This window comes from Hoylesella pleuritidis (assembly GCF_963541955.1).
GTDB lineage: Bacteria > Bacteroidota > Bacteroidia > Bacteroidales > Bacteroidaceae > Prevotella > Prevotella pleuritidis.
In genome coordinates this window covers 15,409-32,743 of record NZ_CAUTUT010000020.1, presented here as the reverse complement: position 1 = coordinate 32,743, position 17,335 = coordinate 15,409, and the positions used below count along the sequence as shown (strand labels likewise).

The 17,335-nt window shown below is 49.4% G+C and carries 9 protein-coding genes; 5 read left to right on the top strand and 4 right to left on the bottom strand.

Annotated features, from left to right (window positions below):
- Positions 1–32: 32 nt before the first annotated feature.
- The 4 genes from RWY97_RS08690 to pta all read right to left on the bottom strand — a co-directional run bounded on the left by RWY97_RS08690 (position 33) and on the right by pta (position 3,975).
- Entirely contained in the window at positions 33–620 is a 588-nt protein-coding gene (locus tag RWY97_RS08690) for a hypothetical protein (RefSeq protein ID WP_315566691.1), read from the bottom strand.
- Positions 621–1,304: 684 nt separating this feature from the next.
- On the bottom strand, positions 1,305–1,427 hold the full coding sequence (locus RWY97_RS08685) for a hypothetical protein (protein WP_262502481.1): 123 nt from the start codon (positions 1,425–1,427) through the stop codon (positions 1,305–1,307).
- Positions 1,428–1,679: 252 nt separating this feature from the next.
- On the bottom strand, positions 1,680–2,885 hold the full coding sequence (locus RWY97_RS08680) for an acetate/propionate family kinase (protein ID WP_021582788.1): 1,206 nt from the start codon (positions 2,883–2,885) through the stop codon (positions 1,680–1,682).
- 73 nt (positions 2,886–2,958) lie between these two features.
- On the bottom strand, positions 2,959–3,975 hold the full coding sequence (gene pta, locus RWY97_RS08675; RefSeq protein WP_021582770.1) for a phosphate acetyltransferase: 1,017 nt from the start codon (positions 3,973–3,975) through the stop codon (positions 2,959–2,961).
- Positions 3,976–4,132: 157 nt separating this feature from the next.
- Between pta and RWY97_RS08670 the strand changes: the two genes are divergently transcribed.
- The 5 genes from RWY97_RS08670 to RWY97_RS08650 all read left to right on the top strand — a co-directional run bounded on the left by RWY97_RS08670 (position 4,133) and on the right by RWY97_RS08650 (position 17,249).
- Entirely contained in the window at positions 4,133–5,899 is a 1,767-nt protein-coding gene (locus RWY97_RS08670; RefSeq protein ID WP_315566688.1) for a GNAT family N-acetyltransferase, read from the top strand.
- A gap of 156 nt (positions 5,900–6,055) precedes the next feature.
- Positions 6,056–9,454: a DEAD/DEAH box helicase gene (locus tag RWY97_RS08665; protein ID WP_315566687.1), complete on the top strand. Its 3,399-nt coding sequence runs from the start codon at positions 6,056–6,058 to the stop codon at positions 9,452–9,454.
- A gap of 516 nt (positions 9,455–9,970) precedes the next feature.
- The gene (locus RWY97_RS08660; RefSeq protein ID WP_315566685.1) at positions 9,971–11,524 is read left to right on the top strand and encodes a Gfo/Idh/MocA family protein; all 1,554 of its coding nucleotides are present in this window, start codon (positions 9,971–9,973) and stop codon (positions 11,522–11,524) included.
- A 35-nt stretch (positions 11,525–11,559) separates the two neighbouring features.
- Complete coding sequence (locus tag RWY97_RS08655; RefSeq protein ID WP_315566683.1) at positions 11,560–13,428, top strand: beta-galactosidase; 1,869 nt, start codon at positions 11,560–11,562, stop codon at positions 13,426–13,428.
- Complete coding sequence (locus RWY97_RS08650) at positions 13,425–17,249, top strand: TIM-barrel domain-containing protein (protein ID WP_315566682.1); 3,825 nt, start codon at positions 13,425–13,427, stop codon at positions 17,247–17,249. The genes RWY97_RS08655 and RWY97_RS08650 overlap by 4 nt, the downstream gene beginning before the upstream one ends.
- Positions 17,250–17,335 lie beyond the last annotated feature (86 nt).

Here is a 17,335-nt window from a genome sequence, read left to right as displayed (position 1 = left end):
AAAAATAAGACAATTTACCCGATTATCGCACATCAATAGCCATAAATCGTATTTTCATCCGGTACATTTCTGCTGCTGTGTGCGGTCCAGCAGTCTACCAAACGCAACAGTCTCGCAAGGTCATTCCTATACTGCACAGGGTAATACAGCGTGCAAACATACCACACGCCACGTCCTCTGACGTATTTCCGACGGTAAGAATAACCCTCGACAGCCTGTTCGCCGTCGTACATCTTACCATCGATCACAAAATCATTACGCCCTGTTTTCACTTTCGAGGCACGCAGTCGGGTCGCAATAATGCGTGCCGTCTGTGCCGTGGTGAGTTCTTTTCGGTCTTTTGAGACGTGACATTCCATCGTTATTTTCACCCAGTTACCCCAATAGCTGAACCGTGCACCTCCGATGAAATGGTCGTTTTTTGCATCTTCGCGACTCATAAACGTCGGGTAAGGCATCGTGAACCCGAAGGCTGTGTCACGATATTCCGCCAGCGGATGCGTGTTTACCACTTCGCGCAAAACATCTCCGAACGACCGTTTCGGTCGTGTCTCGCAAACCCATTCGAGTATGCCCGCCACAAGTAAAAGAACAGAAAAGAGGACAAGTAATTTCCGCATAATCTTGATTTCGGGAGTTTTTGCAAAAGTAACACATCTCATTGGATTCCTCGCTCACAACTGCCTGACATTTACCTGACAATCATTCCCACAGCCGTTAGTGTAAGTCTTCCTCCCCTGGCCCCTCAGTTAAAGGGCTGGGGAATATGAACGGAGACTCATTTCAACTTAGACACAAGTACAAAAGGACAGAAATAAAGAATAACGAAACATTCTACACCCTTTTGTAAGGGACGACCGGCATATCGGCTCGCAAAAGAATGCAACGGGCTTGCATTTCAAACAGCAGAACAATAGAACGAGAATTTAATGAGGCTTATATTTCTCTGAGAATCAGATAGATATGAGCTACTTTGTAAGTAACGGTTAATCACACTGCGAAAAGCCATTAAATACACACCAGTTAATGACTAAACGGCGTGCATTTAACCGTTAGCCAAAATACAACTAATCATTAATTGAAAATAGAATTGTATATACCTGATAATCAAATAGATATAAAGCTAATTTTACTTATATCCTTTTGTTCTTCTGTCCGAAATAAAACCAACCTCTGTTTACAACCTTCTATCCCCATAACTTAGGAAACTAAAAGGAGGAAATACACAGAACTGTCGCTATAAAAAAACAAAACCCCGTGGGCGATTTGGGTCCGCGGGATCTTTAAATAGTAAGGGAGTGTAATCAGTTATACCAATACTCTCCGCCTAAAAGAATACTACGCTCATTGTTTTTGTCTTCCTTCACAGGTACGTTTACGCTATAAAAGTCGTGTTTTCCTGTGATCTTTAAGTTATCCGTCTTCATATTGGTTAATGTGTAATGTGGTTAATGAGATATCTCATCTCGATTACAAAGATAGACATTTATCGTGAACCCCGCAATACCTAATTGTTAGTATTTTGTTTGTTTTTGTGTTAAATATCTTTTAGATATAGTTAATTATAGAGTATTTAACAGAAAAAGAATAGCTTTGCAAGTAGGAATCAAGATAAGATAAATGCAAAAGCGGAAAGCCACTACGTACTTTCCGCTTTTGCATTTATAGGAAATAAGCCTTTATTTCTTGGCTTCCTGCACGAGCTTCATCGTGTCTCGGGCAATCACCGATTCCTCATCAGTGGGGATAACGCATACCGTTACCTTCGAGTCGGGCGTAGAAATGATGGCTTCTTTGCCACGAACCTTGTTGGCTTCAGGGTCGATCTTGATGCCAAGGAATTCCAAGTCGCTGCACGCATCAATACGGGTGCCAGTCTGATTCTCGCCTACTCCGGCCGTCCAGACGATGATATCGACGCCGCCCATTGCTGCCGCGTAAGCTCCGATATACTTTTTAATGCGATAATTATACATATTCAAAGCCAGCTGAGCACGCTCGTTGCCTTCTGCTGCGGCACTTTCGATCTCGCGCATATCCGATGATATGCCGGTGATTCCCATCACACCGCTCTCTTTGTTGAGATAATCGGCCATCTCTTGGGGCTGTTTTCCGAGCTTCTCCATCAGATAAGTGACGGCCGAAGGATCGATGTCGCCCGAGCGAGACCCCATCATCAAGCCGGCCAATGGCGTGAGTCCCATTGATGTGTCAACACATTTGCCGAACTTGACAGCTGATATACTCGCACCGTTTCCAATGTGGCAGGTGATGATTCGCTGCGTTTTGATGTCGCGCCCGAGATACTCGCACACGCGCTGAGATACATATCGGTGGCTGGTTCCGTGAAAACCGTAACGGCGAACGTGGTATTTCGTATACAGGTCATAGGGAATGGCATAGAGATAAGCATAGTCGGGCATCGTGCTATGGAATGCGTTGTCGAACACGCAGACCTGAGGCGTCTCAGGCATCAGTGCATCCACGGCCCTGAGTCCGCGCAAATGACCGGCGTTGTGAACAGGAGCAAGGTCGCAAAGTTCCTCTATTCCCGCCTCTACTTGCTTATCGACGATAATGCTGTCGCAGTATTTATCGCCTCCTTGCACGATTCGATGGCCTACGGCATCTATCTCGTCAAGGCTCTTGATTGCGCCGATTTCAGGATCGAGAAGACACTTGAACACAAAGTTTACACCCTCTTTATGATCCGGCATATCGTGCATTATCTTCTTTTTCTCACCGTCGGGCAACGTGACTTTGATGAAAGCTTCGTCTAAACCGATGCGTTCTACACCGCCGGCAGCCAATACGGACATATCATTCATATCGTAAAGCTTGTACTTAATGGATGAACTCCCGCAGTTTAAAACTAATATCTTCATATAAGTTGATGAGTTTTTGAGTTTGTAAGTTAATGAGTGAGTTTTCGAGTTGATGAGTCTTTAAGTTCGTAAATTAATGAGTGAGCTTGGCATCCTGCGCTTGGCAAGCTGTAATAGCTATCATATAATAGACGTCGTCGATACTACAGCCGCGGCTTAAATCATTCACCGGACGTGCGATTCCTTGCAGAATCGGCCCGATGGCGATTGCATCGCCGAGACGTTGAACCAGCTTATAGCCGATATTTCCAACCTCCAAGTTAGGCACTATGAGCACGTTGGCATTGCCGGCAATGGCACTTCCCGGTGCTTTCTTCTGTCCGACGGCGGGCACAAGGGCTGCATCGGCTTGCAGTTCGCCATCTATTTTGAGCTCAGGAGCACGCTGTTTGGTGAGCCGAGTGGCTTCTACTACCTTGTCGACAACCTCGTGCGAGGCGCTGCCTTTTGTCGAGAAGCTCAGCATTGCCACACGAGGCTCGGCAAAACCGGCCACACATTGTGCCGTCTGTGCTGTGCAAATAGCGATCTGCGAGAGCTGATCTGCGTCGGGCATAGGCGTTACTGCCACGTCGCCCATTACCACAATACCGTCTTCGCCATATTGTTTCGCCTTGGTGATGAGTAGCATCGCACCGCTCACACACGTCACTCCGGGTGCGCACTTAATGATTTGCAGGGCCGGTCTGAGCGTCTCCCCAGTTGTACTCAACGCGCCGCTGATCTGCCCGTCGGCACCTTCGGTCTTGATAATCATACATCCTAAGTAGAGCGGATTCTTTACAAGCTCACGTGCTTGAGCAAGAGTCATCCCCTTCTTTTTGCGGAGTTCGGCCAGCAAAGCGGCGTATTCTTCGGCTTTCGGGTTGTTAAGTGGGTCTACGATCGTGGCTTTCCCGATGTTGTCCAGTCCCCAAGCCTCGGCCAATTTGTGTATTTCCGTGGGATTGCCGACAAGGATAATGTCTGCGATTTCATCCCTTAAAGCCCGGTCGGCGGCCCTTAATGTGCGCTCCTCCGTAGCTTCGGGGAGCACGATGCGCTGTCTGTTACTTCTCGCGCGGTCAACAATCTGTTGTAATAAGTCCATTCGTTTGTATACAATGATTCAAAAGTTACTTGTTAAGTAGAATGACCTCTAATTGTCATTCTCACTTTGCAAAAATACAATAAATAATCGGAATAGTAACCGTTAATCAAAGATTATTTCATAAATTTGCGTCAAATACAAGTGTATCTATCCTTTTATGATTAAATTCAAAGACTTGTCCACATCCGATCGGGCACTCATTCAGCGTTTCACTTTGTACGGAGAGCGACAGAATTGCGACCTTTCCTTCTCGAACCTGATCAGCTGGCGATTCTTGTATAACACACAGTTTGCCGTTATCGACGACTATCTCGTATTTCGTTTTCACACCGGACGCCATCTCGCCTATATGATGCCGATTCCCAAACCACAAGTAATGGAAGATGGTTCTTATCGAGTGAAACCCTGCGATGAATGTTCCGTGAAGGTGATTCGCACCATCCGCGACGACTCCATAGCGATGGGCCATCCCTTTCTGATGCTCGGTGTGTGCAATTATATGGTCGACTTGATCGAACAGTCGTTCCCGGACACATTCACGATAGAGCCTAACCGCAATTTTGCCGACTACATCTACACTCGCGATAAACTGATAAACCTCTCCGGAAAGAAGTTGCAGAGCAAGCGAAATCATATCAACAAGTTCAAGAGTCTTTATCCCCAATATACGTATCGGCCGCTGACCGAAGACCTGATACCCCAATGTCTCGAATTGGAAAAGCAATGGCGGAAGGTCTCAAAAGATGACACCGACGAGCAAGATTTGGATGAGAGCCTATCGATCGAGCTGCGTTCGATGACAAGAGCATTCCATCGGTGGGATCGTTTGGGCTTGACGGGCGGCACGATATGGGTCGACGATAAGCTCGTTGCATTTACTTTCGGTTGTCCGATCAACCAAACCACCTTCGATGTATGCGTCGAAAAGGCCGATGTCAACTATGAAGGAGCTTTCTCCATCATCAACCAAGAGTTTGTCAAGCATCTGCCCGAACAGTATTGTTATATCAACCGCGAAGAGGATATGGGCAACGAGGGACTCCGCAGGGCTAAACTCTCTTACCATCCCGACATCCTTTTAGAGAAGAATACGGTAATGGAGAAGCACCCTTTGCGCGAATTCGAGGATCAAGACCGCATCTTGCAGGAGACACGCGACCTCTGGAAACTCGTCTTCAACGACTCGGACAAGTTTATGGACCTCTATTTCAGTCGTGTCTATAAGCCCAAATATAATGTTACTTGCCAGTTGAATCACCACGTTGTAGCGGCTTTGCAGACGCTGCCTTATGCCTTATTATATCACGGTCAAGAACTCCCCGCCGTCTATATCAGCGGAGTAAGCACGCACCCCGATTACCGTCATCAGGAGATCGGCAACAACCTGATGCGTCAGGCACACTTCAACCTTTTCTATAAAAACGTAGTTTACGCAGCGTTAATCCCTGCCGAAGACTGGCTTTACGAGTGGTACGCCAAGTGCGGATATACTCCCCGCATCACGTGTCTGCCCCAGTCGTCGGGTGTTTTATCGATGACCTTTGAAGCTTTCGATCGTTGGCAGCGTGAGAAAACGTGCATCCTGCTCCACAAACAAGCCGACTTTGACGTGGCCAAAGAGGATATTCTCCTCGCTGGAGCGGATTATCAGCCGGCTCGTGAACCCATTCAAGGGATGATTCGCGTGATAAATGCACTGAAAGCACTGCGCAGTTATGCTGCACAAAACCCGTCTTTGAACTGCACATTACGCATAGAAGATGATCACGACATCCCGATGAACAACGCCTATTACATACTATTCGAAGGCCAAGTGAAACAAACTGATGAGCCCGATGCCGCTGCCCGCCGAATGTCTATCAATGAATTGGCTGACTGGATATTCCAAAACGAGCACGCCGAAATGAACTTAATGCTCAACTGATAATAAAAATGAAAAGGTGAAAGAGTGAAAGAGAGCTTAGGATCGAGTCTCTTTTATTCACCGTTACCCCTGTAAACCTGCTCGATTTCTTGATGGAATGGTTTTGTGGCTTTATCTTTTATACTTACTTTTGCAGCCGGTAAGCAATGAGAAGAGATGTATAACTCCAAAGAGAACATTACGGCAGAGGAACTGTTCGGGCGTGTCGGAGAAATAATCGAAGCGCAGGCGACGTCACCGGAGTGCGTGAACAGGATGATGCACGAGGCTTTGGTGCTGACGTGCCGAGAGGGACTAAGCGATAGTCGACAGGCTTTCGGCAATCTGTTTGCACAAGTCGACTTTCTGTGTAAGCGCTGCCGAATCAGCTCGCACGATGCGATGGCGATTCAAAAGATGCGCCGCGACTCCAATCGCAGTGCGTTGCTGCTGTCCGAAGAAGTGGCGTATGACTGTCGGGCGCTGTGCATTCTCATTTCGGCCGTGTTCCAAACAGATATTCCCTCAACGTTGGTGGGGCGAATTCCGGCTGTGGGCAAATTGCCGACCAATGTCCGACACATTGATTATCGGTATCTCCGCTGCATTGTGCAAGCTGTGAGCAAGGGCGTGATGGAGGTGGAAGCAGACACCAATGCGGCGCAAACCACCCTGCGTGTGGATATCAGCGACGAGCGATGGAACTACCTCCGCAGCATTATCTGCATCGGAACACAACTCAATCTGCTGGACAGCACCCGCTCAGAAAATGGCGTTCTGCTGCCGCGACGCATTATCTTCGAACCCGATTTCTTAATAGATATCAGCAGCATAGCCCGTTGTTTCACCGACTATGGGCATCATCCACTGGCTTACACAGTCAATCGAATGGCACCGGCAGCTAACTCACAGGCCATCCTTTTGGGTCATTTCGCCGGCAGTTCACTCGATGATGTCATCCATCAAGGTACAGCTTACAACTGGACAACCACTTTCCGCAACAGTTTTAAGGAGAAAGCGCTGGCGTACAGCACGTGTCCCGACCTCAACAGAAAGGCCGACTTCCGAACGGCAGCTGTCAGTCAGGCACGCAATATACAGGAAATCGTGACCTATCTCTTTACCGACAGCAACGGGCCTAACCGTGAGCGAACCGTGCTCGAACCGTCGTTCGTGTGCGAAGAACTGGGCATCCAGGGGCGCGTCGACCTGATGACGACCGACTTCCGACTATTGGTTGAACAAAAATCAGGCTCTAATTACAATATCCAACGCGGTTTCCCGAATGCTTACGGCAGCTTCCAGAAAGAGGATCATTATGTTCAGCTGCTGCTCTATTACGGCGTTTTGCAGCATAACTTCCGCCTCGGTCGCAACCGGGCAGATACGTATCTGCTTTATTCCAAATATCCCTTGCCGGGCGGCTTGGTGTCAGTAAATTATTACGACAGGCTTTTCAATGAGGCCATTCAGCTTCGAAATCTCCTCGTAGCGTATGAGTTCGCCTTTGCACGAACGGGCTTTGAAAGCGTTATTGACCATCTTTCACCCGAGACGCTGAATGAACGACACTGTCAAACCAAGCTTTTCCAACAGTTTCAGCTGCCCCAAATCGAAGCGATTACAGCTCCCCTGCATCGTCTCTCGCTGTTAGAGCGTGCCTATTTTTGCCGTATGATGACTTTCGTTTATCGCGAACAGGCGGCCGCTAAACTCGGTGTGCAAGAGGGCATAGGCAACAGCAGTGCCGACCTTTGGACAATGCCGCTGGCCGAAAAACGCGAAACGGGCAATATATATACCGATTTGTGCATCGTTAAAAAGGAGCGAAGCAATGCTTATAACGGCTTCGATACAATTACGTTGGCCGTTCCGAATCAGGGCGAAGACTTTCTCCCCAACTTCCGTCAAGGCGACATGGTTTATCTATATGCCTACGATGGCGAGCCCGATGTTCGTAAAGCGTTGTTATATAAAGGTGTAATGGCCCGCATCGAACCCCACACGATAACGGTGCATCTCAACGACGGGCAGCAAAACGAGCACATCTTCGATCTCGAAACACCATCGATGCGCTATGCCATCGAGCACAGTAGCAGTGACATCAGTACTAACAGCGCCATCCGCAGCCTGCATTCGTTCATCACGACAACGCCCGATCGCAAAGCGCTGCTGCTCGGGCAGCGCGGTCCGCAGCGCGATCCGCAGGCGCGACTCACGCGGAGTTACCATCCTGATTACGACGAAATTCTACTCAAAACCAAGCAAGCCCGCGATTATTTTCTGCTCGTCGGTCCGCCGGGGACGGGCAAAACAAGTATGGCCCTACGCTTTATTGTAGAAGAAGAGTTAAACTCGTCCGATGGGTGCGCTGTCCTTTTAATGGCCTATACCAATCGAGCCATTGACGAAATTTGTGCAATGCTGTGTACAGCCGGGCTGTCTTTCGTGCGCATCGGCAATGAATTTTCGTGCGACGAACGCTTTCGACCTTATCTTATCGACCGTGTAATCGATGATTGTCCGAAGTTGGAAACAGCCCGACAACGTATTCACGAGACGACGATTTTTGTCGGAACAACTTCGGCTATGCTGTCGCACACCAACATTTTTCAATTAAAACACTTCTCGTTGGCTGTTATTGACGAAGCCAGTCAGATCTTAGAGCCGGCCATTATAGGCTTACTCGCTGCGCATTCAGGACCTGATGAAAACACAACAACCCTTATCGACCGGTTCATTCTTATCGGCGACCACAAGCAATTGCCTGCGGTGGTGCAGCAAGATGCGGCAGTATCGAAAGTCGACGACCCGCTGCTGCAAGCCATCGGCATAGATAACTGCCGGCAATCGCTGTTCGAACGCCTCATCAAATGGGAGCGAGCGCAGGATCGGGAAGCCTTCGTCGGCGTTCTGTGCAAGCAAGGCCGAATGCATCCCGACGTGGCCGACTTCCCCAACCGAATGTTTTACCACCGCGAACAGCTGCAGCCCGTGCCCTGTCCGCATCAAACGGAGACGTTGATCGGCTATGCCCTGCCGTCGCTCGACGCATTGGATGATGCCCTGAAAACCCATCGCGTGCTGTTCATTCCCTCACAATCGTGTCGCCAAACGGCCCTTTCCGACAAGGTAAACACCGCCGAAGCCCGTATCACTACCCTGCTTCTGCAACGCATTCATCGGTTTTACGGACCACGATTCGACACGCAGCGCACCGTGGGCATTATTGTTCCCTACCGCAACCAGATAGCGATGATTCGTAAAGAGATCGGGAAACTCAGCATCAAAGAGCTCCTTTCAGTCAGCATCGACACCGTAGAACGCTACCAAGGATCGCAACGTGACGTCATCATTTACTCCTTCACGATTCAGAACCGCTACCAACTCGACTTCCTCACGGCCAATTGTTTCGAGGAAGACGACCACCTAATCGACCGCAAACTCAATGTAGCCCTCACACGGGCCCGCCTCCAAATGCTGATGACGGGCCACGTACCGACCCTTGCTCACAACCGAATTTTCAAGCAACTCATCGACGATGTGAAAAGTAAAGGAGGCTATCTACCCCTTTGAAAAAACTTCGTTACTGATTCATAAAATCTCGCCCGTTCGCAAACGAGCTGTAAGACGTCTCGCAATTAACAGTTAATCGCACCGTGAAAAGCCGTTAAACGCACTGCGTTTAACCGTTTATTGCACGGCGATTGAGCATTAATCGCAGGCGGTATTGTATCTGCCTGAAAATCAATCAGGTAAGAATCTGCATCTATGTCGTATCTTGAAAGCGGACGGGAAGAACTTGCCGCTTACTCGAGTAATAAACGGACAATAACTGTTACATTGCAGAAATGAGCTCCTTCACTTACACGGGATTTCTATTTACAATAAAGGCAAAGAATGAGTACGGCTGAAAAAGGAAGTCCGTTTTTACTTATTTCTTTCTATCCGGTATACGATGATTTGTGAAAAAGATTGTATCTTTGCATACATAAATCAACACCTTCACAGGAAAGACGTCTGAGCGGACTGTGAAAACATCATCCTGAATGAATCGAAATGCAACGATATAATCTGTAAAATTTACCAATAATGAAACAAAAGAAATTATTTCTGAGCCTGTCGGCAGCCGTTTTAATGCTCTTGCCACAGTCGGTGAAGGCACAGTTCAATTGGCCTTACAAAGTAAACAACGGTACGGCTGTGACCGAAGTACCTGCACGCCCCGCCGGACAACAAAACGCCGTCAACCTGACAACACCTAAACTGAAAGTCGTTCGCGTAGCTTTCGTCGGTTTGGGAATGCGCGGTCCTGGCGCCGTAGAGCGTTGGACGCATATCCCCGGTATACAAGTCGTGGCACTGTGCGACTACGAACGCGAGCGTGCCGAGGTCTGCCAAAAGATTCTTCGCAATGCAAGTATGCCCGCAGCAGCTGTTTATTCGGGCGAAGACGGGTATAAAGAACTATGCAAACGTAAGGATATCGATATCGTTTACATCGCTACTGACTGGAAGCATCACTTCCTCGTGGCCCGCGAAGCGATGCTCAGCGGCAAACACGCAGCCATTGAAGTGCCCTCGGCAATGAATCTTCACGAGATATGGGAACTCATTAACCTCTCTGAAAAGACGCGTCTTCACTGTATAATGCTTGAAAACTGCTGCTATGATTTCTTTGAGCTCAACTCGCTTCATATGGCACAGCACGGCGTTTTCGGCGAAGTTCTCTACGTGCAAGGTGCTTATCGTCACGATCTTTCGCCTTATTGGGACGCTTATTGGAAGCAAGGTGCAGACGATAAGTTGGGTTGGCGCTTGGAGTATAACAAAGATTTCCGCGGCGATGTCTATGCAACACACGGCTTAGGTCCTATTGCACAGGTACTCAATATCCATCGCGGAGACCGTATGCGCACGTTGGTGGCAATGGATACGAAGTCGGTTAACGGTCGGAAACTTGTCGAACAGCGTACAGGCAAGCCCTGCACAGACTTCAAAAACGGAGATCAGACCACTACACTCATTCGTACCGAAGACGGAAAAGTCATTGAAATTCATCACAATGTAATGACTCCGCAACCTTATAATCGTATGTATCAACTCACGGGAACGACCGGTTTCGCCAATAAATACCCCATCGAAGGCTATGCTCTGTCATCGAAGAATATGTCGAAAGTAGGTGTTCGTCCTTCGGCCGATAATCTTTCGGGACACGAATATCTGTCACGGACCGATGCCGAGGCATTAGTCAAAACATATACAAGCCCGCTTGTGAAAAAATACGGCGACGAAGCAAAAGAAGTCGGAGGCCACGGCGGAATGGATTTCATAATGGACAGTCGTTTGGTTTACTGTTTGCAAAACGGTCTTCCGCTTGATATGGACGTCTATGATTTAGCTGAATGGTGTTGCTTAGCAGAGCTCGGCGCCATCTCGATGGATAATGGCAACATCCCGGTAGAGGTTCCCGATTTCACGCGCGGTCACTGGACAGATGTCAAAGGCTTCTCACACGCTTACGCATCGCCCGCAAACGAGGCGAAAACTGCTGCCGAAGCACAGGCTTTCACCACGCAATTGAAAGTATTGGGTAAGAAATATTGGGAGAAGTTCGACAAGAAAAATAAGAAGAATCGGAAGTAAATCACACGAAGAATCATAAAAAACCGATAAACATAATGAGACATCTGAAACTCTTGCTTGCAGCCGTACTGCTGCTCATTGCAGGTCAAACGATGGCCGGCAAACTCATGAAACACTCGTTTGCCATTGCAAACGGCAACTTTCTTTACGACGGGAAACCTATCCAAATTCATTCAGGCGAAATGCACTATGCCCGCGTTCCGGCACCGTATTGGCGTCACCGACTGCGGATGATGAAGGCAATGGGCCTCAATGCCGTAGCGACTTACGTTTTCTGGAACCATCACGAGGTGGCTCCGGGCGTGTGGGACTGGAAGTCGGGGAACCGTAATCTACGTACGTTTGTCAAGACAGCGGGCGAAGAAGGGATGATGGTTATCCTGCGTCCGGGCCCGTATTGCTGTGCAGAATGGGATTTCGGCGGCTATCCCTGGTGGCTGCAAAACACAAAAGGATTGGTGATTCGCACCGATAATAAGCCCTTTCTCGACTCTTGTCGCGTGTATATCAACCAGCTGGCAGACCAGTTGCGTGACCAGCAAATAACAAAGGGCGGTCCGATTATTATGGTTCAGGCCGAGAACGAGTTCGGTTCTTACGTGGCGCAACGTAAAGATATCCCTCTCGAAACGCACAAGGCATACAGCGCTAAGATTCGACAGACACTCTTGGATGCAGGTTTCGATGTTCCGATGTTTACTTCCGACGGCAGCTGGCTGTTTGAAGGCGGTACCATAGAAGGTGCTCTTCCCACGGCAAACGGTGAAGCCAACGTAGACAAACTCAAACAAGTAGTCAACGAATATCACAACAATCAAGGCCCGTATATGGTTGCCGAGTTCTATCCTGGATGGTTAGATCACTGGGCAGAACCGTTTCCCAAGGTCTCAACTGAAAGTGTAGTGAAGCAAACCCGGAAGTATCTCGACGGCGGGGTGAGCTTCAATTATTATATGGTTCACGGCGGAACGAATTTCGGTTTCACCGCAGGTGCCAATTATAATAGTGCTACCAATATCCTGCCTGATATGACCAGCTACGACTATGATGCACCGATCAGCGAAGCCGGATGGGCTACCGAGAAGTATAATGCTATCCGTGAACTTCTCATCAAGCGTGTTTCATATAAAGTTCCGCCTGTTCCTGCGCGTATTCCGGTTGTCAAACTCGAGCCGATTCAGCTCAACAAAACGGCGGATGTATTTCAGATGCTCGGCAAGATGAAACCCGTTGAGAACGAAACGCCGCTTACTTTCGAGGCATTGAACCAAGGACAAGGTTACGTTCTCTATCGACGCCACTTCAACCAGCCCATCAGCGGACTGATGAAAGTATCGGGATTGGCCGATTATGCACTCGTTTACATCAACGGGAAAAAGCTGGGCGAACTCAATCGGGTGATCGATCGGGACAGTATTGAGGTCGACGTGCCTTTCAACGGCATACTCGATATTCTCGTGGAGAATATGGGACGCATCAACTACGGTGCCCGAATTACCAAGAATCACAAAGGTATTACAGGTCCGGTAACTATCGACGGCAACGAGATCACGAGTGGTTGGCAGATGTATCAGTTGCCAATGATGACGGTACCTGATGTCGACACACTCCCCAGAGGTTACAATCCGGGATTGCCCGTGCTGTATAGCGGAACCTTTGAAGTGGCTGCTCCGGGCGATACTTTCCTCGACATGGAACACTGGGGCAAAGGAATCGTCTTCGTAAACGGCATCAATCTGGGACGGTATTGGCGTGTCGGCCCGCAGCAAACGTTGTATTTGCCGGGCTGTTTCTTGAAGAAAGGCAAGAATGAAATCGTCATTTTCGAACAGCAAAATGATGAAAAGAAAACGCAAGTGACCACTGTTACGACTCCTGTTCTCGAAAAATTGGTGAAAGAATGAAACGTATTCTTTATACAATCTGTGGGCTGCTGGTATCAGTTTTACAGGTATCAGCAGCTGTCGTTACGGCCGACGACTCTGTGAAAGATATCCGGCAGATCAACGCTTCGGCCGTAGAGGTGCTTTATCGAGACGGTCATCGTCTCACGATCGACTTTTATTCGGATAATATTTTCCGTCTGTTTCAGGACAATCACGGCGGAATCGTCCGCGATCCGGCAGCCGATCCGCCTGCAAAAATTCTCGTAGACCGACCTCGAAAGCCTGTGGGTACTCTGTCGTTGACACGCAATGAGCGCTCGCTCACGGTAAGTTCGCCGTGTGTTTGCATCGACTTCGATCGGAAGTCGGCACTGTTCCGCATCACAGATCTGCGCAACGGGCGCACGGTTGTAAGCCAGGCATCGCCCGTCCAATTCAAACACAACCGTTACACAATGGCTTTCTGCGAACAGAAAGACGAGTATTTCTATGGCGGCGGCGTACAAAACGGGCGCTTTTCGCATAAAGGCCAACAGGTCGAAATCGTCAATACGAACAGCTGGACAGACGGAGGCGTGGCTTCGCCCGCACCGTTTTACTGGTCGACAGGCGGCTATGCATTGATGGGTTACACTTTTGCGCCCGGCCGTTATGACTTCGGTGCAACGCAGAAAGGTGTTGTCGGCATTTCGCACGACTCTTCTTACTTAGACATCTTTATCTTCGTCGACAACGATCCGGCGTCGTTGCTCGCCGATTATTACCAACTCACAGGGCGTCCCGTACTTCTTCCCAAATTTGCTTTCTACGAAGGGCACCTCAATGCTTATAATCGCGACTTCTGGAAAACGTCGGATAACCCTGCAAAGGGCATTCTGATGGAAGACGGAAAGCGGTATGTCGAAAGCCAGAAAGATAACGGAGGCATTCGTGAGAGCCTCAATGGCGAGCGCGATAATTATCAGTTCTCGGCGCGGGCTGTCATCGATCGTTATCACAAACACGATATGCCCTTGGGCTGGTTGTTGCCTAATGACGGCTACGGAGCCGGTTACGGGCAGACGGAAACACTCGACGGGAACATCGAAAACCTAAAAAATCTCGGTCGATATGCCCGTAAGCACGGGGTGGAAATCGGTCTTTGGACCCAATCGAAGCTGCATCCCGTAGACGGGGTAAACGCTCTTCTCCAGCGCGACATCGTCAAAGAAGTACGCGATGCAGGTGTTCGCGTACTCAAAACAGACGTTGCCTGGGTAGGCGACGGCTATTCGTTCGGACTCAACGGCATTGCCGACGTGGCACAGATAATGCCTTATTACGGTAGCAATGCACGCCCGTTTATCATCACTTTGGACGGATGGGCAGGCACGCAACGCTATGCCGGTGTGTGGACAGGCGACCAAACAGGCGGCAAATGGGAGTATATCCGCTTCCATATACCCACATACGTAGGTGCAGGACTGTCCGGTTTGAGCAACGTTACATCCGATATGGACGGCATTTTCGGCGGAAACGACATCGCAGTCAATATTCGTGATTTCCAATGGAAGACCTTTACGCCGATGCAACTCAATATGGACGGCTGGGGAGCGACTCCGAAATATCCGCACATTTTGGGTGAACCGGCTGCATCTATCAATCGGAGCTATCTCAAATTCAAGTCGATGCTCCTACCATACACCTATTCCGTAGCGCGCGAAGCGTGTTTCGGGAAGCCGCTGATGCGTGCGATGTTCCTCGAATTTCCCAATGATTACACCCACGGCAGCGACACCCGATACCAGTATATGTATGGGCCGAGCTTTTTGGTAGCGCCGATTTATCAGTCCACTCGCCCCGATTCGCTCGGCAACGACATCCGAAACGGCATTTATCTGCCGCAAGGGCGATGGATAGATTATTTCAACGGCGATGTATTCGAGGGCGGCCAACTTATCAACAACTACGATGCGCCGCTCTGGAAGCTACCTCTTTTCGTTCGTCCCGGAGCCATTCTGCCGATGGCGAAACCATCGAACAATCCTTCGCAAATTGATTATCGCACGCGTATCTACGAGCTTTATCCCAACGGGAAGAGCTCTTTCACAGAGTATGACGACGACGGAACCACTGATGCTTACCTGAACGGAGCTTTCTCAGAAACACTCATCGAATCGTCATCTACCTCCGACGGTCGCTGCGACATCACCGTTCATCCTACGACAGGTCATTTCCGAGAAATGGCGAAGAACAAATCGACACTCTTCGTGGTCAATCTCACGGCTCGTCCCCAAGCCATTCGCGCTTTCATCGGCGGCAAGCGTAACCGCATTTCGTTGCAAGCGGTTTCCTCACGCGAGGCTTTGCTCCGCACGGACAACGCCTGGTTTTATGACGCCGAACCGCAACTCAACCGTTTTGCCACGCCCGGAAGCGATTTTGCCAAGGTCAAGATCACCAAGAATCCGCAGTTGCTCGTACACCTGCAAGCAACCGACATTACCCGCAACGGCGTGTCATTACACATCGACGGCTATCGGTTTGCCGTGGCAGACAAGCTGAAACGGCAGACAGGCAGCTTGATTCCGCCCCGTGAAGCAGGCGTAAAACCTGCCGACACCACACCTTATGCACTCACACCGACGTGGAAACGTGTGCCAGGTGCAGACTACTATGAAATCGAATTCAATGGAATGACTTATTCGACGATTCGTGATACCTCCCTGCTTTTCACAGATTTGAAGCCCGAGACTACCTATATATACAAGGTACGGGCCGTCAACAAGAGCGGTGTTTCAGCTTGGTCGCCGTTCGAGGCACGCACACTGGCCGACCCGTTGGCCAATGCACTCCACGGCATTACAGGAAAATCGAGCGTTTCCGATGCCGAAGACCACGAAATTTCACGGCTATTCGATTTCTCGGATAAGGGAGATATCTGGTTCGCAACAATGGACAAGAGCGGCAAACCGTTTGAGCTGACAATCGATTTGCACGCCGTCTGCCAGCTCGACAAACTGCAATACCTGCCCCGCGAAGGCGGAGGCGCCGGCACATTCCTTACCGGAAGCATTGCCGTCAGCGCCGACGGCCGACAGTGGAGTACACCCGTTCCATTCTCGTGGACTGCCGATGACGCTGTCAAAGAGACAATCTTCGAGAATCATCCGACGGCACGCTATATCCGTCTCACCGTGACCGATGCCGTACGCAAATATCTCTCAGGCCGCGAAATCTATGTATTCAAAGTGCCGGGAACACGCCCGCTCATCCCGGGTGACATCAACCAAGACGGAAAAATAGACCAAGCCGATCTCACATCGTATATGAATTATACCGGATTGCGCCGCGGAGATCCCGATTTCGATGGTTATATCAGCAAGGGAGACATTAATGGCAACGGCCTAATCGATGCTGCCGACATCTCCGAAGTGGCCGTGAAGTTAGACGGCGGCGTGTCTCCCGATGGCCGAAAGCCTGCCGGAAGCATTGTGATTGAGACCGACAAAGCTCGGTATGAGCCGGGCGATGATATCCGTCTTAGCGTTCGCGGTCAGGCATTGAAAGCTGTCAACGCCCTCAATCTCATTCTTCCGTACAGCGAAAAAGAGATGACATTCACGCGAATCGAACCTTTGGCGGTGAAGGATATGCAGAATATGACCAACGACCGACTGCACAAAGACGGTTCGAAAGTGCTCTATCCTACCTTTGTCAACATCGGTGATCAGCCCATTCTCAATGGCGACACGCCCCTGTTCGTCATTCATTTCAAGGCCCTTCGCCGCGTGAAGCTTCCACAAGTGAAATTCGATGCGCTGTTGGTCAGCAAAAGTTTGGAAACGATTGAGCAGTAAAAAGAGGAAGCCCTACCTTCAATCCCTCTCCGAAAGGAGAGGGGAACGGGCTTCGTCGGACAATAATTATTCGCCTGATAATAATT